General features: G+C 41.0%; 18 protein-coding genes and 5 tRNA genes. 19 read left to right on the plus strand and 4 right to left on the minus strand.

Translation table 11 applies throughout. The features are described 5' to 3' along the window. Positions 1 to 36 precede the first annotated feature (36 nt). The 8 genes from ccpN (at position 37) to B7E06_RS09825 (ending at position 7,920) form a co-directional block, all read left to right on the plus strand. Positions 37 to 666 (plus strand): transcriptional regulator CcpN, encoded by a 630-nt coding sequence (gene ccpN, locus B7E06_RS09790; RefSeq protein ID WP_082233805.1) that lies wholly within the window; start codon positions 37 to 39, stop codon positions 664 to 666. Positions 667 to 699: 33 nt separating this feature from the next. Continuing rightward, entirely contained in the window at positions 700 to 1,509 is an 810-nt protein-coding gene (locus tag B7E06_RS09795) for a pyruvate, water dikinase regulatory protein (protein ID WP_082233806.1), read from the plus strand. A gap of 206 nt (positions 1,510 to 1,715) precedes the next feature. Then, positions 1,716 to 2,186 carry a DUF188 domain-containing protein gene (locus tag B7E06_RS09800; protein ID WP_082233807.1) on the plus strand — a complete coding sequence of 157 codons (471 nt, stop codon included), beginning with the start codon at positions 1,716 to 1,718 and terminating at the stop codon, positions 2,184 to 2,186. Positions 2,187 to 2,214: 28 nt separating this feature from the next. Continuing rightward, positions 2,215 to 4,023: a DNA primase gene (gene dnaG, locus B7E06_RS09805; RefSeq protein ID WP_082233808.1), complete on the plus strand. Its 1,809-nt coding sequence runs from the start codon at positions 2,215 to 2,217 to the stop codon at positions 4,021 to 4,023. 34 nt (positions 4,024 to 4,057) lie between these two features. Next, the gene (rpoD, locus tag B7E06_RS09810) at positions 4,058 to 5,185 is read left to right on the plus strand and encodes an RNA polymerase sigma factor RpoD (protein WP_082233809.1); all 1,128 of its coding nucleotides are present in this window, start codon (positions 4,058 to 4,060) and stop codon (positions 5,183 to 5,185) included. Between the two features lie 503 nt (positions 5,186 to 5,688). Further along, the gene (gene cccA, locus B7E06_RS09815) at positions 5,689 to 6,051 is read left to right on the plus strand and encodes a cytochrome c550 (RefSeq protein WP_082233810.1); all 363 of its coding nucleotides are present in this window, start codon (positions 5,689 to 5,691) and stop codon (positions 6,049 to 6,051) included. Between the two features lie 61 nt (positions 6,052 to 6,112). After that, a complete protein-coding gene (locus B7E06_RS09820) occupies positions 6,113 to 6,817 on the plus strand; it encodes a tRNA (adenine(22)-N(1))-methyltransferase (protein WP_082233811.1) in 705 nt (234 codons plus the stop codon). After that, the gene (locus B7E06_RS09825) at positions 6,814 to 7,920 is read left to right on the plus strand and encodes a Nif3-like dinuclear metal center hexameric protein (RefSeq protein ID WP_082233812.1); all 1,107 of its coding nucleotides are present in this window, start codon (positions 6,814 to 6,816) and stop codon (positions 7,918 to 7,920) included. Before B7E06_RS09820 ends, B7E06_RS09825 begins: the two co-directional genes overlap by 4 nt. Before the next feature lie 39 nt (positions 7,921 to 7,959). Here the strand turns inward: B7E06_RS09825 and B7E06_RS09830 are convergent, their stop codons facing one another. Beyond that, on the minus strand, positions 7,960 to 8,907 hold the full coding sequence (locus B7E06_RS09830) for a 4-hydroxy-3-methylbut-2-enyl diphosphate reductase (RefSeq protein WP_082233813.1): 948 nt from the start codon (positions 8,905 to 8,907) through the stop codon (positions 7,960 to 7,962). A gap of 160 nt (positions 8,908 to 9,067) precedes the next feature. Here B7E06_RS09830 and B7E06_RS09835 point away from each other — a divergent pair, with 160 nt between their 5' ends. Together B7E06_RS09835 and B7E06_RS09840 are read left to right on the plus strand one after the other, a co-directional pair. Continuing rightward, positions 9,068 to 10,387 carry a DEAD/DEAH box helicase gene (locus B7E06_RS09835; protein ID WP_082233814.1) on the plus strand — a complete coding sequence of 440 codons (1,320 nt, stop codon included), beginning with the start codon at positions 9,068 to 9,070 and terminating at the stop codon, positions 10,385 to 10,387. A 15-nt stretch (positions 10,388 to 10,402) separates the two neighbouring features. Then, positions 10,403 to 11,296 carry a deoxyribonuclease IV gene (locus B7E06_RS09840; RefSeq protein WP_082233815.1) on the plus strand — a complete coding sequence of 298 codons (894 nt, stop codon included), beginning with the start codon at positions 10,403 to 10,405 and terminating at the stop codon, positions 11,294 to 11,296. A 224-nt stretch (positions 11,297 to 11,520) separates the two neighbouring features. On the opposite strand, the gene B7E06_RS09845 is transcribed toward B7E06_RS09840, so the two are convergent. Further along, positions 11,521 to 11,805 (minus strand): DUF2624 domain-containing protein, encoded by a 285-nt coding sequence (locus B7E06_RS09845; protein ID WP_082233816.1) that lies wholly within the window; start codon positions 11,803 to 11,805, stop codon positions 11,521 to 11,523. 215 nt (positions 11,806 to 12,020) lie between these two features. Here B7E06_RS09845 and B7E06_RS09850 point away from each other — a divergent pair, with 215 nt between their 5' ends. Then, positions 12,021 to 12,434 carry a DUF4190 domain-containing protein gene (locus B7E06_RS09850; RefSeq protein ID WP_179134033.1) on the plus strand — a complete coding sequence of 138 codons (414 nt, stop codon included), beginning with the start codon at positions 12,021 to 12,023 and terminating at the stop codon, positions 12,432 to 12,434. Between the two features lie 28 nt (positions 12,435 to 12,462). Here the strand turns inward: B7E06_RS09850 and ispG are convergent, their stop codons facing one another. Next, a complete protein-coding gene (gene ispG, locus B7E06_RS09855) occupies positions 12,463 to 13,566 on the minus strand; it encodes a flavodoxin-dependent (E)-4-hydroxy-3-methylbut-2-enyl-diphosphate synthase (RefSeq protein WP_179134130.1) in 1,104 nt (367 codons plus the stop codon). A gap of 241 nt (positions 13,567 to 13,807) precedes the next feature. Here ispG and B7E06_RS09860 point away from each other — a divergent pair, with 241 nt between their 5' ends. Next, the gene (locus B7E06_RS09860) at positions 13,808 to 14,446 is read left to right on the plus strand and encodes an NfeD family protein (protein ID WP_082233818.1); all 639 of its coding nucleotides are present in this window, start codon (positions 13,808 to 13,810) and stop codon (positions 14,444 to 14,446) included. A gap of 39 nt (positions 14,447 to 14,485) precedes the next feature. Here the strand turns inward: B7E06_RS09860 and B7E06_RS09865 are convergent, their stop codons facing one another. Next, positions 14,486 to 14,977: a DUF1189 family protein gene (locus tag B7E06_RS09865; protein WP_082233819.1), complete on the minus strand. Its 492-nt coding sequence runs from the start codon at positions 14,975 to 14,977 to the stop codon at positions 14,486 to 14,488. Positions 14,978 to 15,202: 225 nt separating this feature from the next. Between B7E06_RS09865 and B7E06_RS09870 the strand changes: the two genes are divergently transcribed. The 7 genes from B7E06_RS09870 to B7E06_RS09900 all read left to right on the plus strand — a co-directional run bounded on the left by B7E06_RS09870 (position 15,203) and on the right by B7E06_RS09900 (position 18,683). Further along, positions 15,203 to 16,840 (plus strand): Na/Pi cotransporter family protein, encoded by a 1,638-nt coding sequence (locus B7E06_RS09870; RefSeq protein WP_082233820.1) that lies wholly within the window; start codon positions 15,203 to 15,205, stop codon positions 16,838 to 16,840. Between the two features lie 499 nt (positions 16,841 to 17,339). Further along, positions 17,340 to 17,413: transfer RNA gene (locus B7E06_RS09875), tRNA-Met, on the plus strand. A gap of 100 nt (positions 17,414 to 17,513) precedes the next feature. Then, positions 17,514 to 17,589: transfer RNA gene (locus B7E06_RS09880), tRNA-His, on the plus strand. A 4-nt stretch (positions 17,590 to 17,593) separates the two neighbouring features. Further along, positions 17,594 to 17,670: transfer RNA gene (locus B7E06_RS09885), tRNA-Ile, on the plus strand. A gap of 8 nt (positions 17,671 to 17,678) precedes the next feature. Further along, positions 17,679 to 17,771 (plus strand) — tRNA-Ser (locus B7E06_RS09890). 31 nt (positions 17,772 to 17,802) lie between these two features. Next, positions 17,803 to 17,875, plus strand: a tRNA-Phe gene (locus B7E06_RS09895). 193 nt (positions 17,876 to 18,068) lie between these two features. Next, positions 18,069 to 18,683: a superoxide dismutase gene (locus B7E06_RS09900; RefSeq protein ID WP_082233821.1), complete on the plus strand. Its 615-nt coding sequence runs from the start codon at positions 18,069 to 18,071 to the stop codon at positions 18,681 to 18,683. The last annotated feature ends 64 nt before the right edge of the window (positions 18,684 to 18,747 follow it).

Genomic DNA, 18,747 nt, shown 5'->3' on the forward strand with positions numbered 1-18,747 from the left:
TAGTATGTCACAGTTGGTAATTAGGGTGGTGAAAGAATGGAACTATCCAGTAGACAGGAACAGATCATTCAAATAGTAAAAGAACGCGGCCCGATCACGGGTGAAAACATAGCCGATCAACTTAGTCTGACGCGGGCAACACTAAGACCGGATCTAGCTATTCTAACGATGGCCGGATTCTTAGATGCCCGCCCCCGGGTCGGCTACTTTTTTACGGGGAAAACTGGTTCAGAGCTATTAACTGAAAAGCTTAAAAAATTTAAAGTACATGAGTATCAGGCGCTCCCGGTAGTAGTAGCAGAAGACGTCTCTGCTTATGATGCGATATGTACAATGTTTTTGGAAGATGTCGGGACCCTTTTTGTTACAAATAAGCAATCATTACTAGTGGGTGTTTTATCCAGGAAAGACTTGCTGCGGGCAAGTATCGGAAATCAGGACTTAACTTCTGTCCCTGTTCATATTATTATGACACGCATGCCAAATATCTCAATTTGTGAAAAAGAAGATCTGCTGCTAGATGCTGCACAAAAATTGATTGAGAAGCAGATTGATGCACTTCCTGTCATCAAGCCTGTTGAAGAAGGATATGAAGTTGTCGGACGTTTAACAAAAACAAGTATAACTAAAGCATTAGTCGAGCTTGGAACAGATCAGCATTTGTAAAAAGAATCCTTTCATAAAGGAGAGAGGGAACTAGTGGGAAAACCAATCATCTATATTTTGTCAGATTCAGTAGGGGAAACAGCAGAACTAGTTGTTAAAGCCGCACTCAGTCAATATGATGATGGACCGTATGAAGTCCAGCGGATTCCGTATGTAGAGGATAAGGGAACTATTAACGAAGCCATTGCTCAGGCAAAAGAACATAATGCTTTAATTGGATTCACTCTCGTTAATCCTGAATTCCGTCAATACCTGCTTGAGAAAGCAAACGAACTTAATTTGGAATGTGTAGATATTATGGGGCCGATGATGGATGCAATGCAGCGCTTCTTAAAGACTGAGCCAAGGCTTGAACCGGGTCTTGTCCATAAGCTTGATGCAGACTATTTCAAACGGGTGGAAGCCATCGAGTTTGCTGTGAAATATGACGACGGCAGGGATGCAAGAGGCATCCCAAAAGCTGATATTGTACTAATTGGTGTATCACGTACATCAAAAACTCCGTTGTCCCAATATTTAGCACACAAACGTTTGAAGGTGGCTAATGTTCCGATCGTTCCTGAAGTAGAGCCTCCTGAAGAACTATACGAAGTCGATCCAAAAAAATGCATTGGTTTAAAAATCAGCCCGCAAAAACTAAATGACATTCGGAAAGAGCGTCTTAAATCACTGGGTCTGGGGTCAGAAGCAAGTTATGCAAATATGGATCGGATCAAGCAGGAAATTAGACATTTTAACTCCGTTGTTGATAGAATAGGCTGTGAGGTTATTGATGTTTCTCATAAAGCAGTTGAAGAAACAGCTAATATTATTCTTAACATAATGAGACAGCAGTCGAGATAAATCTCAAAAAAGTCGCGCTTGTGAGCCCAAAGCGCGACTTTTTTGAGGAAATTTTGATAATATATATAGATTTTATCAAATTCATGTATTATAATAGATATTTGTGTAAAAATAGTCATAATATATGTTGTCTGAAATACTTTTCAGAAAAATCAAACATTAAGAAAAGGGCAGGAATCTACGGATTATTGTAGAATTACTGAATTATGCCGAAAACTAAAAGCAAAGTATGGGTAGATGCAGACAGCTGTCCTGTTCAAAAAGAGATCACTGCTGTGTGTAACAAATTTCATACCACACCTCAATTCGTTGCAACGATCAATCACTATAAGCCGGACCCATCAGGGGAAGAGTGGATCTACCTTGACCATGGGTCCCAAAGTGTCGATCTGTATATATTAAATCATGTAAAACCGCATGATATAGTGATCACTCAAGATTTATCTCTCGGAGTGCTTCTCACACCTCAGAGGGTTTATGTCCTTACACCACGAGGTAAACTAATTAACGAAGGGGATGCGGTTCAAATTATGAATCAAAAGCACCTCCGGCAGCGGACTCTTAAGCGCAAGAAGAAATGGAAGGGGCCAAAAGCTTTTACTACAGAAGACCGTGAACAATTTTCCCGAACATTAGATGATGTTCTGCAAATGAGTATCAGGGAAAGCGGGATATAAAGTATTCTAGTACTGGTATGGTGATTTTATGGCTGGACGTATCCCAGAAGAAACTGTTGATGAAATTAGAAAGTCCGTGGATATAGCCGATATAATCGGGGACTATGTGCAACTGAAAAGGCAGGGAAGAAACTACTTTGGACTTTGCCCTTTTCACGGTGAAAACACGCCGTCTTTTTCGGTATCCAGTGATAAGCAGATCTTTCACTGCTTTGGTTGCGGTAAAGGTGGAAATGTCTATTCTTTTCTAATGGAATTGGAAGGTTACTCCTTTATCCAGGCCGTTAAAACGGTCGCTGAAAAAGCTGGTGTTCAGCTTCCGGATGATCTTGGAGAAGAAACTTCCAAGCCGCATGATCCAGAAGCCCAGAATGTGTTAGATGCCCACATGTGGCTCACCAAACTGTATCATCACCTTTTGAGGCATTCGAAAGAAGGCAAAGAAGCTCTTTCATACCTGCACGAGAGAGGATTTACCGACGAAATCATTGAAAAGTATTCGTTAGGATTTTCTCCTCCTTCACAGGAATTTGTCGTCACATTTCTTGAAAAGAAGGGGTTTCATCCCCAGACGATGGTTAAGGCAGGTCTGCTCGTTGTAAATGATCAGGGTGAATATTCCGATCGGTTTCGAGCGAGGATTATGTTTCCATTGCGTAATCACCTCGGTAAGACGGTTGCCTTTGCAGGAAGAGCAATGGGTGATCAAAGTCCAAAGTATTTAAACAGCCCTGAAACAAATCTTTTTCAGAAAAACAGGCTGCTTTACAATTTCGACTCTGCACGCTCTACTATTCGTAAATCGAAAACTGTCGTTTTATTTGAAGGATTTGCAGATGTTATTTCCGCTGATCAGGCAGGCATTCACAATGGTGTAGGTACAATGGGAACGGCTGTTTCTCAGACACAAGCTCAGCTCCTGAAGCGCTATGCAGATGAGATTATCATCTGCTATGACGGAGATAAGGCCGGTCAGCAGGCGACTGTAAAAGCCGGTGAAATTTTAAAACAAACCGGATGCACAGTAAAAACAGCCCGTCTGCCTGAGGGTATGGATCCTGATGATTATATAAAGAAATTTGGCGGAGAGCGCTTTAAATCAGAAGTGTTAGATCCTAGTGATCCGTATACTTCCTTTATTATAAATTATTGGAAAAGAAATTATAACCTTCAATTAGAAGGAGATCGCATTGCTTATATCGAAAAGGTAGTACAGGAAGTTGCAAAGCTTGATCGGGCAATCGAAAGGGAACACTATTTACATGAGATTGCCAGGGAATTTGATATTGCCGTAGAAACATTGAAGCAGGAAGCTGATGAGGTCAGGAAAAAGAGTTATACTCCGGGGCGCCCTGTACCGAATGTAGAGAAGCCTCAGGCGCGAGCCCCAATGCAAAGTAAATTGCTGCCCGCTTTTCACAATGCTGAAAGAAAACTGGTTGCCATTATGCTCAATAACCCAGTAATTGCAGAGAAAGTGCAAGAAGAAATAGGGGGAGCATTCAATATTTCCGAGCATCAGGTTATTGTTACCCATTTGTATGCATATTATGAAGACGGTCATGAATCTGATATCAGTCAGTTTGTGGAACGCCTTGACGATCCATCCATTAAGGAGCTTGCAGTTCAGCTGGCCATGTCGCCAATAGGGGAAGAGGTGACGGATCAGGAACTCGCAGATTACATTTATCGTATCAAAGCGGAAAAAACAGACCGGACAGATATTAAAGGGCTCATAGAAGAACAGAAATTAGCAGAACAGCATAATGATCCTGTCAAAGCCGCACAGATTGCTATGGAAGTTTTAAAAAGAAAAAAAGAGATGAGAAACATTTAATAATTGGTATGGATAGTTGGAAGGAGGGGGACTCATGGCAGATAAGAAACAACAGCCATCACGTTCTAAAGAAAATGATAGCGAGCTAACCTTGGAGCAGGCAAAAGAACAATTGCTTGAAATAGGTAAAAAACGCGGGATCCTCGCCTACGAAGAAGTAGCTGAAAAACTTTCAAGTTTTGAATTGGATTCCGACCAAATGGATGAATATTACGAGTTCTTAACTGAGCAGGGTGTTGAAGTAATCGGAGATTCTGATCAGGATCCAAGTATGCAGCAGTTGAATAAGGAAGAAGAATTTAATCTTAATGATTTAAGTGTGCCGCCAGGAGTCAAAATAAATGATCCTGTTCGTATGTATCTTAAAGAAATCGGACGAGTAAATCTGCTTTCCGCTAATGATGAAATCAGCCTGGCCCAGCGTATTGAGAATGGCGATGAAGAAGCGAAACGCGAACTAGCAGAAGCCAACCTGCGACTAGTCGTCAGTATTGCCAAAAGGTATGTAGGAAGAGGGATGCTTTTCCTTGATCTGATCCAGGAAGGTAACATGGGTCTGATTAAAGCTGTAGAAAAATTCGATTACCGTAAAGGTTACAAGTTTAGTACGTATGCCACATGGTGGATCAGACAAGCTATCACTCGTGCAATTGCCGATCAGGCGAGAACCATTCGTATTCCTGTTCACATGGTCGAAACTATTAATAAGTTAATCCGTGTACAGCGACAGCTTCTTCAGGATCTTGGACGCGAGCCGACGCCTGAAGAAATCGCCCAGGATATGGAGCTTACACCTGATAAGGTAAGAGAGATTCTCAAAATTGCTCAGGAACCTGTATCTTTAGAAACACCGATCGGGGAAGAAGATGATTCCCATCTCGGTGATTTCATTGAGGACCAGGAGGCTACTTCACCTTCTGACCATGCTGCTTATGAGCTCTTAAAAGAACAGCTTGAAGATGTGCTTGATACGTTAACAGACAGAGAAGAAAACGTACTTCGTCTGCGTTTTGGACTTGATGATGGCCGTACACGTACTCTAGAAGAAGTAGGTAAGGTCTTTGGAGTGACCCGTGAACGTATTCGTCAGATTGAAGCGAAAGCACTTAGAAAGTTAAGACACCCAAGCCGCAGCAAGCGGTTAAAAGATTTTATGGAATAAATCGCTTTGTGTTGAGCTTTTCACATGTTCCTCAACTTCAAGCTCATTAAATAGAACATTTATTTTATGAAAAAGTTGGGCACTGAACTAAAAAGAAATAGAGAACTTTCAGGCCAGCTGAATATAGCTGGCTGACTCTTTCTTTATTTTTGGTTCCGCTTTCATTTCTTGTCATTAATTTTACTGAAGTGGGAATTATAATGCAAACAAGACTTTTGTCGACATTTGTAAGAACTCTTTTTTTATAAGGCTTTCATTTCCTAATACATAGCAAGCGGACATTTTGTCAGTTCTAATTTATACCTTTTATTTCCTGGGGAATTTCTGGATGTTCAAAGTTGATGCCAGTAATGGTCTTTTGGGATGAAAGTAGATAGTGATACGTTTACTTTTATTAGTTTTTGAACCTTTCCCCTTTCCTGACAGGGGATTTTAAAGTAAAATAAAATTAGTCTGTAAGGCATAAGCCAATTTTCAAGGGATACATAAGGAGGATGCAGCTGATGAAAAGAAACCCTTTGATTCCTTTTGCACTGATCGCAGTGCTGGGGATTGTTGTGATGGTGGTCGTATCATCCGTGGGAGTTAACGAGAGACAAGCTATTCAAAATGAAGAAAGCGGAGAAGAAGAGGAAACCGCAGCAGGACCTGAAGAAATGTTTCAGGATTCATGTGCCAGCTGTCACGGCGGCGATCTTGAAGGGGCAAATGGTCCAAACCTTCAGCAAGTCGGTTCAAAATATGATGCTGCAGAAATTCAAGAAATTATCGAAAATGGTAAGGGCGGCGGAGCTATGCCTGCTGGACTTTACACAGGTGATGACGCGGCCACGTTAGCCGAGTGGCTGGCTGAGGAACACCAATAAATTAAGTGGAAAAGCTTTCTGCCCTTTCAGGAAGCTTTTCTTTTTATGAGAGGGATTTTATATGAACGGAAAACAATTGTCCCAGCGATTAAAAGAAGTCGCGGATTTTCTTATAGATCCGGTGTTTTTTGCAGATATTGGATCTGATCACGCTTACCTTCCGTGCTATGTGTGCTTAAATAAGCCAACAGCTCGGGCGATAGCCGGAGAATTAAATGAAGGACCTTTTCTTAGCGCAAGGAAAGAAGTTGAAGAAAACCAGCTTGAACATGTGATTGAAGTAAGAAAAGGTAACGGACTGGAAGTTATTGATGGTAGAGTAAATCAGGTAGTAATTGCAGGAATGGGAGGGCCATTGATTAAGGATATTCTTGAAAAGGGTAATGGGAAACTCAAAGATGTAACTAGAATTATCGCACAGCCTAATATTGATGCCCGTTCTGTTAGAAAATGGTTTTATGAAAATGGCTACAATCTGACTGCAGAAAGAATAATTGAAGAGAATGGCCATATCTATGAAATTCTTGTTGCTGATCGAGGCGAAGGCCCATCGCCGTATAATGAAGATAATCTTGAGAAAGAAATGTGGCTCGGTCCATATCTCATGCAAGAGAAAAACAAGGCTTTCTTTGAAAAATGGAATGATGAAAAAAAGAAGAAATTAATGATTTTGGAACAAATAAAGCAATCCAAGAATGCGGAGGAAGCAAAGGTTAAAAAATTTGAAGAACAAATTATGTGGTTAAAGGAGGAGTTAAACGAATGACCGTTACTGTTAGAGAAATCGTCAATCAGCTTGAAAAGCTGGCCCCGAAAAAATTCGCTTTCGAGTGGGACAATGTTGGACTGCAGGTTGGTTCGCTGGACCAGCCAGTGGAAAATGTTATGGTAACGCTTGATGTACTGGAAGAAGTTGTGGATGAAGCTGTAGAAAAGAATGTCAATCTTATTATTGCTCATCACCCTTTGTTGTTTAAGAAGTTGAATCAAATTGATTTCAGTACGCCAAAGGGCCGGGTCATTCGTAAATTAATTCAAAACGATATTTCCGTCTATGCCTCCCATACCAATCTGGACATTGCAGATGGTGGTGTCAATGATGCGCTTGCTGAACTTATTGGATTAAGAGACATTAAACCGCTTATTGAAACGACGAACGAATCTCTATTGAAGCTGGCAGTTTATGTCCCTGTAAGTCATGCAGACAAGGTCAGAGATGCGATGAGTGAGGCAGGAGCCGGCTATATAGGGGACTACAGCCACTGTACTTATCAGGTTAATGGAGAAGGAACCTTTAAACCTCTTGAAGGAAGTGATCCTTATATCGGGTCAACAGGAGAGCTTGAACGAGTAGAAGAAAAGCGTATTGAGACGATTGTGCCTTCTTTCCTTACTCAAAAAGTGCTAAAGGCCATGAATGAATCTCATCCATACGAAGAAGCTGCCTATGATTTAATTCAGTTGTTAAATGAAGGGAAATCTTACGGAGTAGGCAGATTAGGTGAATTAGAAGAAGAAATGACGCTAGAAGCCCTCTGTATGCTCGTCAAAGATAAATATCAAGTCCCTCAGCTTCGTTACTGTGGAAATGCCCGTCAAAAAGTGAAGAAAGTTGCTCTTCTAGGTGGCAGCGGAGAAAACTACTATAAAGATGCATTAAGAAAAGGAGCCGATGTTTACATTACGGGTGATTTGTCTTTCCATACAGCTCAGGATGCTGTGGAAGCGGGATTATCCCTAATTGATCCAGGCCACCATGTTGAAAAAGTTGTGCATACTTATGTAAAAGATTATTTGGAGAAAAACGTAAGTCAATTAGGAACTGTTCTTATTTCTAATGTGGACACAGAACCCTTTCGGTTTATGTAAAGAAAAACCCCTTCGAAAATTTTCGAAGGGGTTTCATCATTATTTCTTTTTTGCTTTGACACGAGGGAGTATTTTTTTCTGCTCAACTTTTGATTCCAGCACCCAAGTATCTTCGTTATTTGGATCATACTGTTCGATGAATTTTATCACTTCTTTTGTTATAGGTGTAGGAGTCGAAGCTCCCGCTGTGACGGCTACTTTAGATACACCCTCAAGCCAACTGAGATCAATTTCGGTAACATCAGCAATGCGATAGGCTTGAGTGCCGGCAATTTCAATGGAGACCTGAGCAAGACGGTTAGAGTTATTACTCTTTGGATCACCGACAACAAGTGTTAAGTCTGCTTCTTTTGCCTGTTCGGAAACAGCTTCCTGACGAACTTGTGTAGCCATGCAAATTTCCTGATGCTTCTCAACGTGAGGATATTTTTCTTTTACTTTTTCCATTACGTCATAAACATCCCACTGACTCATCGTCGTCTGATTGGTAATCATAAGCTTGTCGTGGTCTATTTCCAGGTTTTCCACGTCCTCTTCATTTTCTACTAAGTGGACTTTGCCTGGAGCAACACCTACGGCTCCTTCAGGTTCAGGGTGGCCTTTTTTACCGACATAAATAATCTCATAGCCATCAGCCACTCGATCACGAATGAGGTTATGGGTGTTGGTTACGTCAGGGCATGTAGCGTCAAGTGTCGTCAGTCCTTTTTTCTTTGCGCGTTCTTTTACTTCAGGTGAGACTCCATGAGCTGTAAAAATAACAGTGCCATCATTAATGCCGTCCAGTAAATCCAGACGGTTTTTTCCATCTACTGTTATAATACCTTCATCTTCAAATGCCTTCGTAACGTGTGAATTATGCACAATCATTCCTAGAATATATATTGGCCGTGGTAAATTAGGGTCTTTTGCTGCGTTTTGGGCAATGACCATAGCATCAACCACTCCATAACAATAACCGCGAGGGGCGATTTTTATGACTTCCATTGCATAAATCCTCCTCTTTGTGTACACATCTAAAACTAACTTCCACCCATTATTATAAAGCCTATAGCGTCAGAAAACAAAGAATCTTATCAGATCGTGCAATTCTACAGCCTGTGCCTTATAATATAATAGGAACATTATACATTAAAGGAGTACGTTTATGAGCAACCATATGTTTTATCAATTCGATATCCAGGAAACGGTCGGAACTATTATTGAAGGTTACGGTTTTAAAGAGCCTACACCAATTCAGCGAAAAGTAATACCAGCTGTTCTTCGAGGAGAAAGTATTATTGGGCAATCCCATACTGGTTCTGGGAAAACACATGCCTATCTGCTTCCACTGTTTAATGAAATGGCAGGAGAAGCCTCCCACGTTCAGTTTGTCATTGCCGCACCGACACGGGAACTGGCGATTCAAATACATGAAGAAGTAAAAAAATCTATTGATTACGCCGATAAAAAAGGTGAATGGAGATCAAGCCTTGTAATTGGCGGTACAGATAAGCAGAAGATGATGGAAAAGCTAAAAGGCAATCCTCCTCAAATTGTTGTCGGCACTCCAGGAAGAATTTTAGATATGGTGAAAGAAGAAGCACTGGATATGTCAAAAACAGCATCTTTTGTTTTGGATGAGGCTGATCTCATGGTGGATTTAGGGTTTATTGAAGACGTGGATCAAATTCTTGTCCGGACAAATGAAAATGTCCAGCTGCTTGTCTTCTCAGCAACGATTCCAGAAAGACTTCAACCATTTTTGAAAAAGTACCTTACCAACCCGACACATATAAAAATCGAGGATAGTAAGCCTTCTCCAGAATTGATGGAGCACCGTCTCGTAGCGTTAAGACATAAAAACCCGGCTGATGTAATTATTGATATTTCAAAAGCGATTCAGCCGTATCTTGCCATTATATTTACAAATGGAAAAGACAAGGCGGACGAGCTGGCCGGAGATTTATTAGAGCGGGGATTGGAAGCCGGTGTTATTCATGGAGGCTTAAGTCCTCGTGAGCGGAAGCGTATGCTGAAAGAACTGCAAAATTTAAAATATCAATATATTGTAGCGACAGACCTAGCTTCAAGAGGTATAGATATTCAAGGCGTTAGTCACGTAATAAATGCTCAGATGCCAAAAGAAGAAGAGTTCTATATCCACCGGGTAGGAAGAACAGCTCGTGCCGGATTAGAAGGTACAGCTATCAACCTTTATACAGAAGAAGATCTGCCGTTGATTGAAAAGCTGGAAAAGCAGGGGCTTGCGTTTACCTTCTATGAAGTAAAAGATGGGGAATGGAAAGAAGCGAAGTCCTATAAAGACAGAGAAAAAAGAACCCGAACAGCATCAGGGATGGAGAAAAAAGCGAAAGCGATGGTTAGAAAGCCTAAAAAGGTGAAACCTGGTTATAAAAAGAAAATGAAAAGAGAAGCTGACAAGAATTTTAAAAAGTTAAAGCGTGACAGTTACCGCAACAAATAGGGAGGAACAACACACATGCTTAAAATAGGTTCACACGTTTCCATGAAAGGAAAGAAAATGCTGCTGGGAGCCAGCGAGGAAGCTGTTTCTTATGGTTCTTCTACTTTTATGATTTACACCGGAGCGCCGCAAAATACGAGAAGAAAAGCAATTGAAGATTTAAATATAGAAGCTGGAACTGAACATATGAAGGCACATGGAATCGAAGACATCGTCGTACATGCCCCATATATTATAAATATTGGTAATACGACGAAGCCGGAAACCTTCCAGCTGGGTGTAGACTTTTTAAGAAGTGAAATTGAAAGAACGGAAGCCCTGGGCTCAAAACAAATCGTTCTTCACCCCGGTTCTCATGTAGGGCAGGGTGCGGATAAAGGGATTCCTAAAATTATTGAGGGCTTAAATGAAGTTCTTCATAAAGATCAGAACGTACAGATTGCTTTGGAGACTATGGCCGGAAAAGGCTCTGAATGCGGCCGCTCTTTTGAAGAAATCGCTCAAATTATTGAAGGTGTGACAATGAATGACAAACTTTCCGTTTGTTTTGATACGTGTCACGTGCATGACGCCGGGTATGATATCATCAACAACTTTGATGGTGTGTTAGAAGAATTTGACCGCATTGTAGGGCTTGACCGTATTAAAGTCCTCCACGTGAATGATAGTAAAAATATTACTGGAGCAAGGAAAGACCGTCATGAAAATATCGGATTCGGCCATATTGGCTTTGATGCTCTTCATAACATCGTCCATCATGAAGTATTTAAAGATATACCTAAGATTTTAGAAACACCGTATGTCGGCGAAAATAAAAAAGACAAAAAGCCGCCGTATAAATTTGAGATTGATATGTTGAAATCAGGAGAGTACCAAGAGGATTTAAAAGAGAAAATTGTGGTCCAATAAGCAGGGAGTTATCGTTGAACAGTTCGATTTTGGCTAATCTATGCCGCCGGGTTTCTGTTCCGGTTACTTTAGAAAGATAAAAGGGAACGGGGAATTGACTTGCCTTTAAGCATGAGCCGGTTTTGCATTTAAAAAAGATCAAAAACCTGCCTTTAAGCAAGTTATCATCTCTCCACAATAAAAAGAATGCTGAAACAGCACTTCTTTTATTGTGGAGATTTTTGTTAGTAAAGCCAATCTTCCACTCCATACTGTTTAGCTAGCTTATGCAGTAGTATGTTGACCGAATGAGCTGTCTCTTTTGAGGTGATTCTCGCCAGCTGGCGAAGCATTCTTTTTCTTCCATCAGGATCAAATGGATTTTCCTTGTTATGTTTTAATGCTTTCGTTATTTTTTTGGCTTCGTCATACGTAATCGCTATGTTATACCTCTTGCTGTAATCCATTAATTCTTCGGCAGTGATCTGCTTTAACTTATGAGTAATGTACTGTTGAGCTACGTTGAACATAGTACCGTCTCCTTCGCCCTTTATTCAGTACACCCTATGATAAAAAAGCTTATTCGGTTCTTAAAAAAGCAGAAGCCTTCGCTTTTGAATATTTTTATAATATGAAGGTCTGGCCAAGTGCTTGACCCATTTCTCCCATAAACTCCCTTACTTAAACATTCGTAAAGAATCACATACTAAACGTGATTCTCAAAACAGAAAGTGAGGGAATTCTTGTGGATGAATCAAGAGAATCTGTAGGGAATCGTCAGGAACAACCAGTAACTCAGCACGAGAAGGAAAGGCAGCAGAGTGAAGTAGAACGAGCTGCCAGCCAGCCGGTATACGGTGAAAGCTATAACGAAGAATATGCGCAGGAATCCGCAGTACCTTTAGATGAACCTATACGTTCTGAAGAAAGGGAAACAACGATGGAGGACGATGTAAAACCCGGTTTCGGGTGGGTTGCTTTAACTGCAGCGATTTTGTCGTTTTTCTTCGCTCCCTTCATCCTTGGTATTGTCGGCATTGTACTTGGGGTATTCGGTAAACGCCGCGGAGCAGACACTCTTGGGAATATGGCGATCATTATCAGTGTGATTTCTATCCTTTTCTCATTATTCCTTGCTCCGATAACACAAATGATCTAAAAAAAGTGGACCCGCTTCGGGTCCACTTTTACGCGTTTTGCTCTTCTTTTTCTTTTCGTTCTTTTTCGTAATGTTCTTCTGCCAGTTTGTCGACTTCTTTTTTGAGTTCCTCTACCATAATTTCTTCCGGAACTTTACGGATAATTTCACCGTGTCTGAAAAGAAGACCTTCACCTCTGGCGCCGGCAATGCCGATATCAGCTTCTCTCGCCTCGCCGGGACCGTTAACAGCACAGCCTAAGACGGCTACTTTAATCGGTGCCTTAATCGTCTGGATGTATTCTTCAACTTCATTGGCGATCGAGATTAGATCAATCTCAATTCGTCCGCATGTCGGACAGGAAATTAAGGTAGCGGCATTGGAAGCTAAACCAAAAGATTTCAGTAATTCTTTAGCCACTTTAACTTCCTCAACTGGATCAGCACTTAAGCTGATTCGTACAGTACTTCCTATGCCTTTGCTCAATATAGCACCTAGACCAGCGGCACTCTTCACTGTACCAGCAAATAAGGTGCCTGATTCTGTAATCCCAAGGTGAAGCGGATATTTAATCGCTTCAGCAGCTTTTTCATAAGCTTCAATAGCCAGATTAACATCTGATGCTTTAAGTGAAACGATGATATCATGAAAATCAAGGTCTTCGAGAATCTTAATATGGTGAAGGGCACTTTCCACCATGCCGTCAGCTGTTGGATATCCGTATTTCTCCAGGATGTGTCTCTCCAAGGAACCGGCATTAACTCCAATACGAATAGGAATGCCTTTGGCTTTGGCTGCTTGAACAACTGCTTCAACTTTTTCACGTTTGCCAATGTTCCCCGGGTTAATTCGGATCTTATCTGCTCCGCCTTCAATTGCTTTTAAAGCTTTTTTATAATCAAAATGAATATCCACCACCAGCGGGATGTTGATACGTTTTTTAATTTCCGGAATTGCGTCTGCTGCACGATCATCCGGGCAGGCTACGCGTACGATTTGACATCCGGCTTCTTCTAAACGGAGAATTTCCGCAACTGTAGCTTCAACATCGTGCGTTTTAGTTGTAGTCATGGACTGAATCACAACTTGATCTTCTCCGCCTATTGTGAGATTTCCAACTTTAACGGGCCGAGTGTCTTTTCTGTGAGTTATTGCCATTAATAATCGCTCCTTTATATCTAAAAAAAGCTTGTCCTCTTATAATTTTGCCAATACCTATTATAATAGGTAATTGTTGAAATGAGAAGTATTGCGGCTTGACTAGTATCTGTTCAGTCAGCTAGAGAGATTATATCATGAGTCCCATTTAAAGAAAAATTTTTGTGCATCTTTTGAAACATTTTCAATACTTCGTACGTATTATAAATATGGGAAACAAAGAGGAGGTACTGTCATGGATTTACTGGCTTACGACTGGATGGTCATGTTTATTACATTATTTGGGACGATGTTTTTAATTGGCGAGCTTCTCGTTAACGCGAGAGGGCTTTTTGGGATATTAGGTTTTGGATTTATTACGGTTTATTTCTATTCTTTTCTTGAGCCGGACATGTTTGCCATTATGATGTTTGTCTATATTTTAGGGCTTGTCCTTGTAATTATTGATGGGAAAGTTGTAAATGATGGAACATTGGCGACAATTGGTGGAGCGGCTATGATCATCGCTGTTGGTTTTAGTGCCCCTAACTGGACGGCTGGTTTGTATAGTGTAATCGGTGTCCTGATCGGCGGGTTTTCATCTCTCTTATTTCTAAAAGTGTTTAAACGCAGGGCCATGTGGACGAAAATTACATTGGGCGATCAAATGTCTTCAGAAATGGGATATAACTCGATGAAAGAGACTTATAAATCATTAATTGGAAAAAAAGGAAAAGCCAAGACGGATATGAGACCAGTCGGTACTATTGAGGTCGAGGGCGAAGATTATAGCGCGATCTCAAACGGCCGATGGATCTATAAAGGAGACGAGATAAAAGTTACTTCTGTAGATGGAACGCGGATATTAGTGAAAAAAGAAGATATAAATGAATAGGATTCAAAATTAGCATCTCAAGCTGCGCGGCTTGAGATGCTAATTTTTTTTGGGAAGATACCGAAGAGCGAGAGCAATATAAATAATGGAAACAGCAGCAAACAGATAAAACAAAGAATTATCGGACCAGAAAAAGGATTCGATAACTACGAGAACAATGGCAGGGGCCGTAATGGAGAAGGCACTAATATTCCAAACCTGCTTGTAATCAGCCCGCAATCTGGCCCATTTAGCTCCACCTAATGCTAAAAAGGCTAATATAGAAACCGTAATAAATAAAACAGCCGTGATAAAGAAATAGATAAAGGGCAGGAATATGATGATAAATACTCCGCTTGATATATTATTAAGTACTGAAGGGGCAGCGTCGGAAAACCAATAGGTGAAAACAGCGCTTAACAGTACAGGGATTAATACAATGAGACTAAGATAAAAAATATAGCTGATGGCTTTGCCCATTGGAAGAATTCTAAGCGCTGAAAGCATTTTAAAGTGGTAAAAACTTTTGATCATCTGCTGGGATTTACTCATAGATTAAAAACTCCTTCTTACATGTCTTATTTATCGTAATCGACAACCTATAGCGAATCAAGGAAATTTATAGAATATGACGTCTAAATCACACGTTTGTAAATTTAATGTTAAGATTTGAAAGAACACTTTACAAAGCATTTTGCGATCGTCAATAATGGGGAAGGTGTTAAAAAGATAAATAAAAAAAATAACTTTGGATGAATTAGAAAGGGTGGAGGACTTTTGGAAATCAATATTCAAGAGATGCTGTTTCAGTTTCTTGGAGGACTGGGGATATTCCTTTTCGGTCTGAAATATTTAGCGGACGGTCTACAACGTACAGCCGGTGACCGCCTGAGAGAAATTCTGGATAAATTTACGAGCAACCCCTTTATGGGTGTGTTAGCTGGGACAGTCGTAACCATACTGGTGCAAAGTAGTTCGACAACTACGGTACTGACAGTTGGTCTGGTTAACGCCGGATTTATGACCTTTAGACAGGCCATCGGTGTTATTATGGGGGCCAACATTGGAACGACAATGACTGCATTTATTATTGGTATTGATATTGGCGCTTACGGCCTGCCAATTCTTGCTCTAGGTGCTTTTCTGCTGTTCTTCTTTAAAAATAAAAAGGTTAGCAATTTTGGGCAGCTGTTCTTTGGTTTGGGGGCCTTATTCTATGGGCTTGATGTAATGAGCGGCGGTATGAAGCCATTACGTAGTCTGGAAGCATTCCAAGACCTGACGGTGAGTATGAGTGATAACCCTATTTTAGGTGTTGTGATCGGGACCCTGTTTACGGTTATCGTACAAAGTTCAAGTGCTACTATTGGGATTCTTCAGCAATTGTTTGGTGAAGGATTAATTGATTTACAAGCAGCACTTCCTGTACTGTTTGGTGATAATATTGGAACGACCATTACAGCTGTACTCGCGGCTATTGGTTCAAGTATAGGTGCAAAACGCGCAGCTGCCGCCCATGTCATGTTTAATGTAATAGGTGCCGCTGTATTTCTAATTTTATTAGTACCATTTACGGCTTATGTCGAATGGCTGAGAGCCACTCTGGATTTAAATCCGGAAATGACCATTGCCTTTGCGCACGGGTCATTTAACATTGCAAACACAGTTGTTCAATTTCCATTTATAGCTGGAATTGCATGGGTTGTAATGAGAGTAGTTCCTGGGGAAGACTCAGTGATCGAATACAAACCACAACACCTTGATCCGATTTTTATTGAACAATCTCCATCCCTGGCTTTAGATCAGGCAAAAGAAGAGGTTATCCGTATGGGTGAGTATGCTTATAAAGGACTGGAAGAGACAAGCCTCTATCTAAATAAAAAACAAACGAAGCATTCTGAGCTCGCTATGCAGATAGAAGAAGCTTTAAACAATTTAGACCGTAAAATTACGGACTATCTAGTAGCTCTATCTTCTGCAGAACTTTCAGATGAAGACAGTCACAAACACGGTGCATTACTGGATTCTGTGAGAGATATTGAAAGAATCGGTGACCACTTTGAAAACATTATTGAGTTAATTGATTACAAGAACTCCAACAAAGTTATTCTTACAGATCAGGCAATTGACGATTTAAATGAAATGTTTGACTTGGCACTGATGACCGTTAAACAGGCGATGAAATCGCTTGAATATATGGACCGCGAAGAAGCTCTTGCTGTTGTTCAGAAAGAGAATGAGCTGGACCGTATGGAGAGATCTTTCCGTAAGAAGCACATTATCCGTATGAACGAAGGCCTTTGCACTGGACAGGCAGGTATCGTATTTGTTGATATGCTCAGCAACCTTGAGCGTATCGGTGACCATGCTGTTAACATTGCAGAAGAAGTACTTGGTGAGAAAGAAAGTTTATAATAAGAAAAGCCGCTGTTTGGTACAGCGGCTTTTTTATTTTCGAGAATGTCGATTGGAACTAGATAAGTACTATACATGGGTTCATGTCGGGAAAGCTATTCTTTTTTACAGTAGAAAAACGGCAAAGAGCGAATTAGCCCGTTTCCCGCGGTCCGGTTTTATAGCTATCGGAATCGGTTTCTCCCCACATCATCGTATTTCTTAGTGATTAAAAGTTCCAAGATAGGAAGAGGTTCTTTAACAACCTGGTAAAGCCAGTGTTCATTAACATTTAGTAAGATGAAGAACGGGTACTTATTAGGCAAATTTTTTTCTTGTTTAAAATCTTTTCAAAAAAATTAAGAAAAACTATTGAAAAGGCAAAATGCTCATGCTATATTAATTTTGCTGTCAAAAAATCTGCAGAAGCTAATGGAAAACACATTAAATAAACTGCTTGACAGTAATGGCGATACATGTTATATTTATTAGCGTCGCTTCAATTGGAGCGGAAACATATGGCGGTGTAGCTCAGCTGGCTAGAGCGTACGGTTCATACCCGTGAGGTCGGGGGTTCGATCCCCTCCGCCGCTACTTTCAAGTAATTCGATGATGTTAGTCATACTCCCTTAACTTTACGATCTCATATAGGGACTGGGAGAAGAAATTGAGTTGAATACATATTAAAAACATGGCGGTTGTGGCGAAGTGGTTAACGCACCGGATTGTGGTTCCGGCATTCGTGGGTTCGATTCCCATCAGCCGCCCCATGTTGGACCCTTAGCTCAGCTGGTTAGAGCTATCGGCTCATAACCGATCGGTCGCAGGTTCGAGTCCTGCAGGGTCCACCATTTTTTGCGGAGGAGTACCCAAGTTCGGCTGAAGGGAGCGGTCTTGAAAACCGCCAGGGGCTTCACGGCCCGCGGGGGTTCGAATCCCTCCTCCTCCGCCATTACATATTTTGTGAATTTGGGTGTAATTACGGCTCGGTAGCTCAGTCGGTAGAGCAACGGACTGAAAATCCGTGTGTCGGCGGTTCGATTCCGTCCCGAGCCACTTTTAAAACAAGCGTGTCGTCACGCTTGTTTTTTTATGTTTATTTCATATAATAGCGGGTATTTTACATACGTAGTGAATGTTAAGCAGTTTTCTGCATAATGTTTGCAAGATAAATATCGGTTTGGTAATGTAAAAGTGGGCGGAAGCCGATGCCCATCGATTTACATATTAATTAAAAGGAGGAGTTAACATGGCTAAATTTGAACTACCAGAACTACCTTATGCGTATGACGCACTGGAACCAACGATCGATAAGGAAACGATGAACATCCACCATACGAAGCACCACAACAAGTATGTTACTGAATTGAACAATGCCCTTGAAGGACATGACGATCTTCAGGAAAAATCTATTGATGAACTGCTGGCAAATAACTTGTCTGCAATTCCCGAAGATATCAAGACAAAAGTTCGTAACAACGGTGGAGGTCATGCTAACCATGACTTATTCTGGACTATTCTTTCTCCAAATGGCGGAGGACAGCCGTCTGGTGAATTAGCTTCAAAAATTGAGGAAACGTTCGGCGGTTTCGATCAATTTAAAGAAAAGTTTGAAGCTACGGCTACCGGCCGTTTTGGCTCTGGCTGGGCTTGGCTAGTAGTAAACAACGGCAGCCTGGAAGTAATCGATACGCTAAATCAGGACTCCCCGCTTATGGAAGGTAAAACTCCAGTTCTTGGCCTGGATGTTTGGGAGCATGCTTACTATCTGAACTACCAAAACCGCCGTCCGGATTATGCGAAAGCTTTCTGGAACGTGGTAAACTGGGAAGAAGTATCAAGACGCTACGAAGAAGCTAAATAATAAATGTTTAAAGGTACAGGTCTTAACACCTGTACCTTTATTTTTTGTATATCTCGATCTCCTT

This window comes from Halobacillus massiliensis (genome assembly GCF_900166625.1).
GTDB lineage: Bacteria > Bacillota > Bacilli > Bacillales > Halobacillaceae > Halobacillus_A > Halobacillus_A massiliensis.

Excerpts from the sequence above, each read along its gene's own strand:
- B7E06_RS09845 (WP_082233816.1), bottom strand. The coding sequence starts at position 11,805 with ATGTTCAACGTAGCTCAACAGTACATTACTCATAAGTTAAAGCAGATC.
- ccpN (WP_082233805.1), top strand. The coding sequence starts at position 37 with ATGGAACTATCCAGTAGACAGGAACAGATCATTCAAATAGTAAAAGAA.
- B7E06_RS09865 (WP_082233819.1), bottom strand. The coding sequence starts at position 14,977 with ATGAGTAAATCCCAGCAGATGATCAAAAGTTTTTACCACTTTAAAATG.
- B7E06_RS09835 (WP_082233814.1), top strand. The coding sequence starts at position 9,068 with ATGAGCAACCATATGTTTTATCAATTCGATATCCAGGAAACGGTCGGA.
- B7E06_RS09900 (WP_082233821.1), top strand. The coding sequence starts at position 18,069 with ATGGCTAAATTTGAACTACCAGAACTACCTTATGCGTATGACGCACTG.
- B7E06_RS09820 (WP_082233811.1), top strand. The coding sequence starts at position 6,113 with ATGAACGGAAAACAATTGTCCCAGCGATTAAAAGAAGTCGCGGATTTT.
- B7E06_RS09825 (WP_082233812.1), top strand. The coding sequence starts at position 6,814 with ATGACCGTTACTGTTAGAGAAATCGTCAATCAGCTTGAAAAGCTGGCC.
- cccA (WP_082233810.1), top strand. The coding sequence starts at position 5,689 with ATGAAAAGAAACCCTTTGATTCCTTTTGCACTGATCGCAGTGCTGGGG.
- B7E06_RS09840 (WP_082233815.1), top strand. The coding sequence starts at position 10,403 with ATGCTTAAAATAGGTTCACACGTTTCCATGAAAGGAAAGAAAATGCTG.
- B7E06_RS09860 (WP_082233818.1), top strand. The coding sequence starts at position 13,808 with ATGGATTTACTGGCTTACGACTGGATGGTCATGTTTATTACATTATTT.
- B7E06_RS09800 (WP_082233807.1), top strand. The coding sequence starts at position 1,716 with ATGCCGAAAACTAAAAGCAAAGTATGGGTAGATGCAGACAGCTGTCCT.
- rpoD (WP_082233809.1), top strand. The coding sequence starts at position 4,058 with ATGGCAGATAAGAAACAACAGCCATCACGTTCTAAAGAAAATGATAGC.
- dnaG (WP_082233808.1), top strand. The coding sequence starts at position 2,215 with ATGGCTGGACGTATCCCAGAAGAAACTGTTGATGAAATTAGAAAGTCC.
- B7E06_RS09830 (WP_082233813.1), bottom strand. The coding sequence starts at position 8,907 with ATGGAAGTCATAAAAATCGCCCCTCGCGGTTATTGTTATGGAGTGGTT.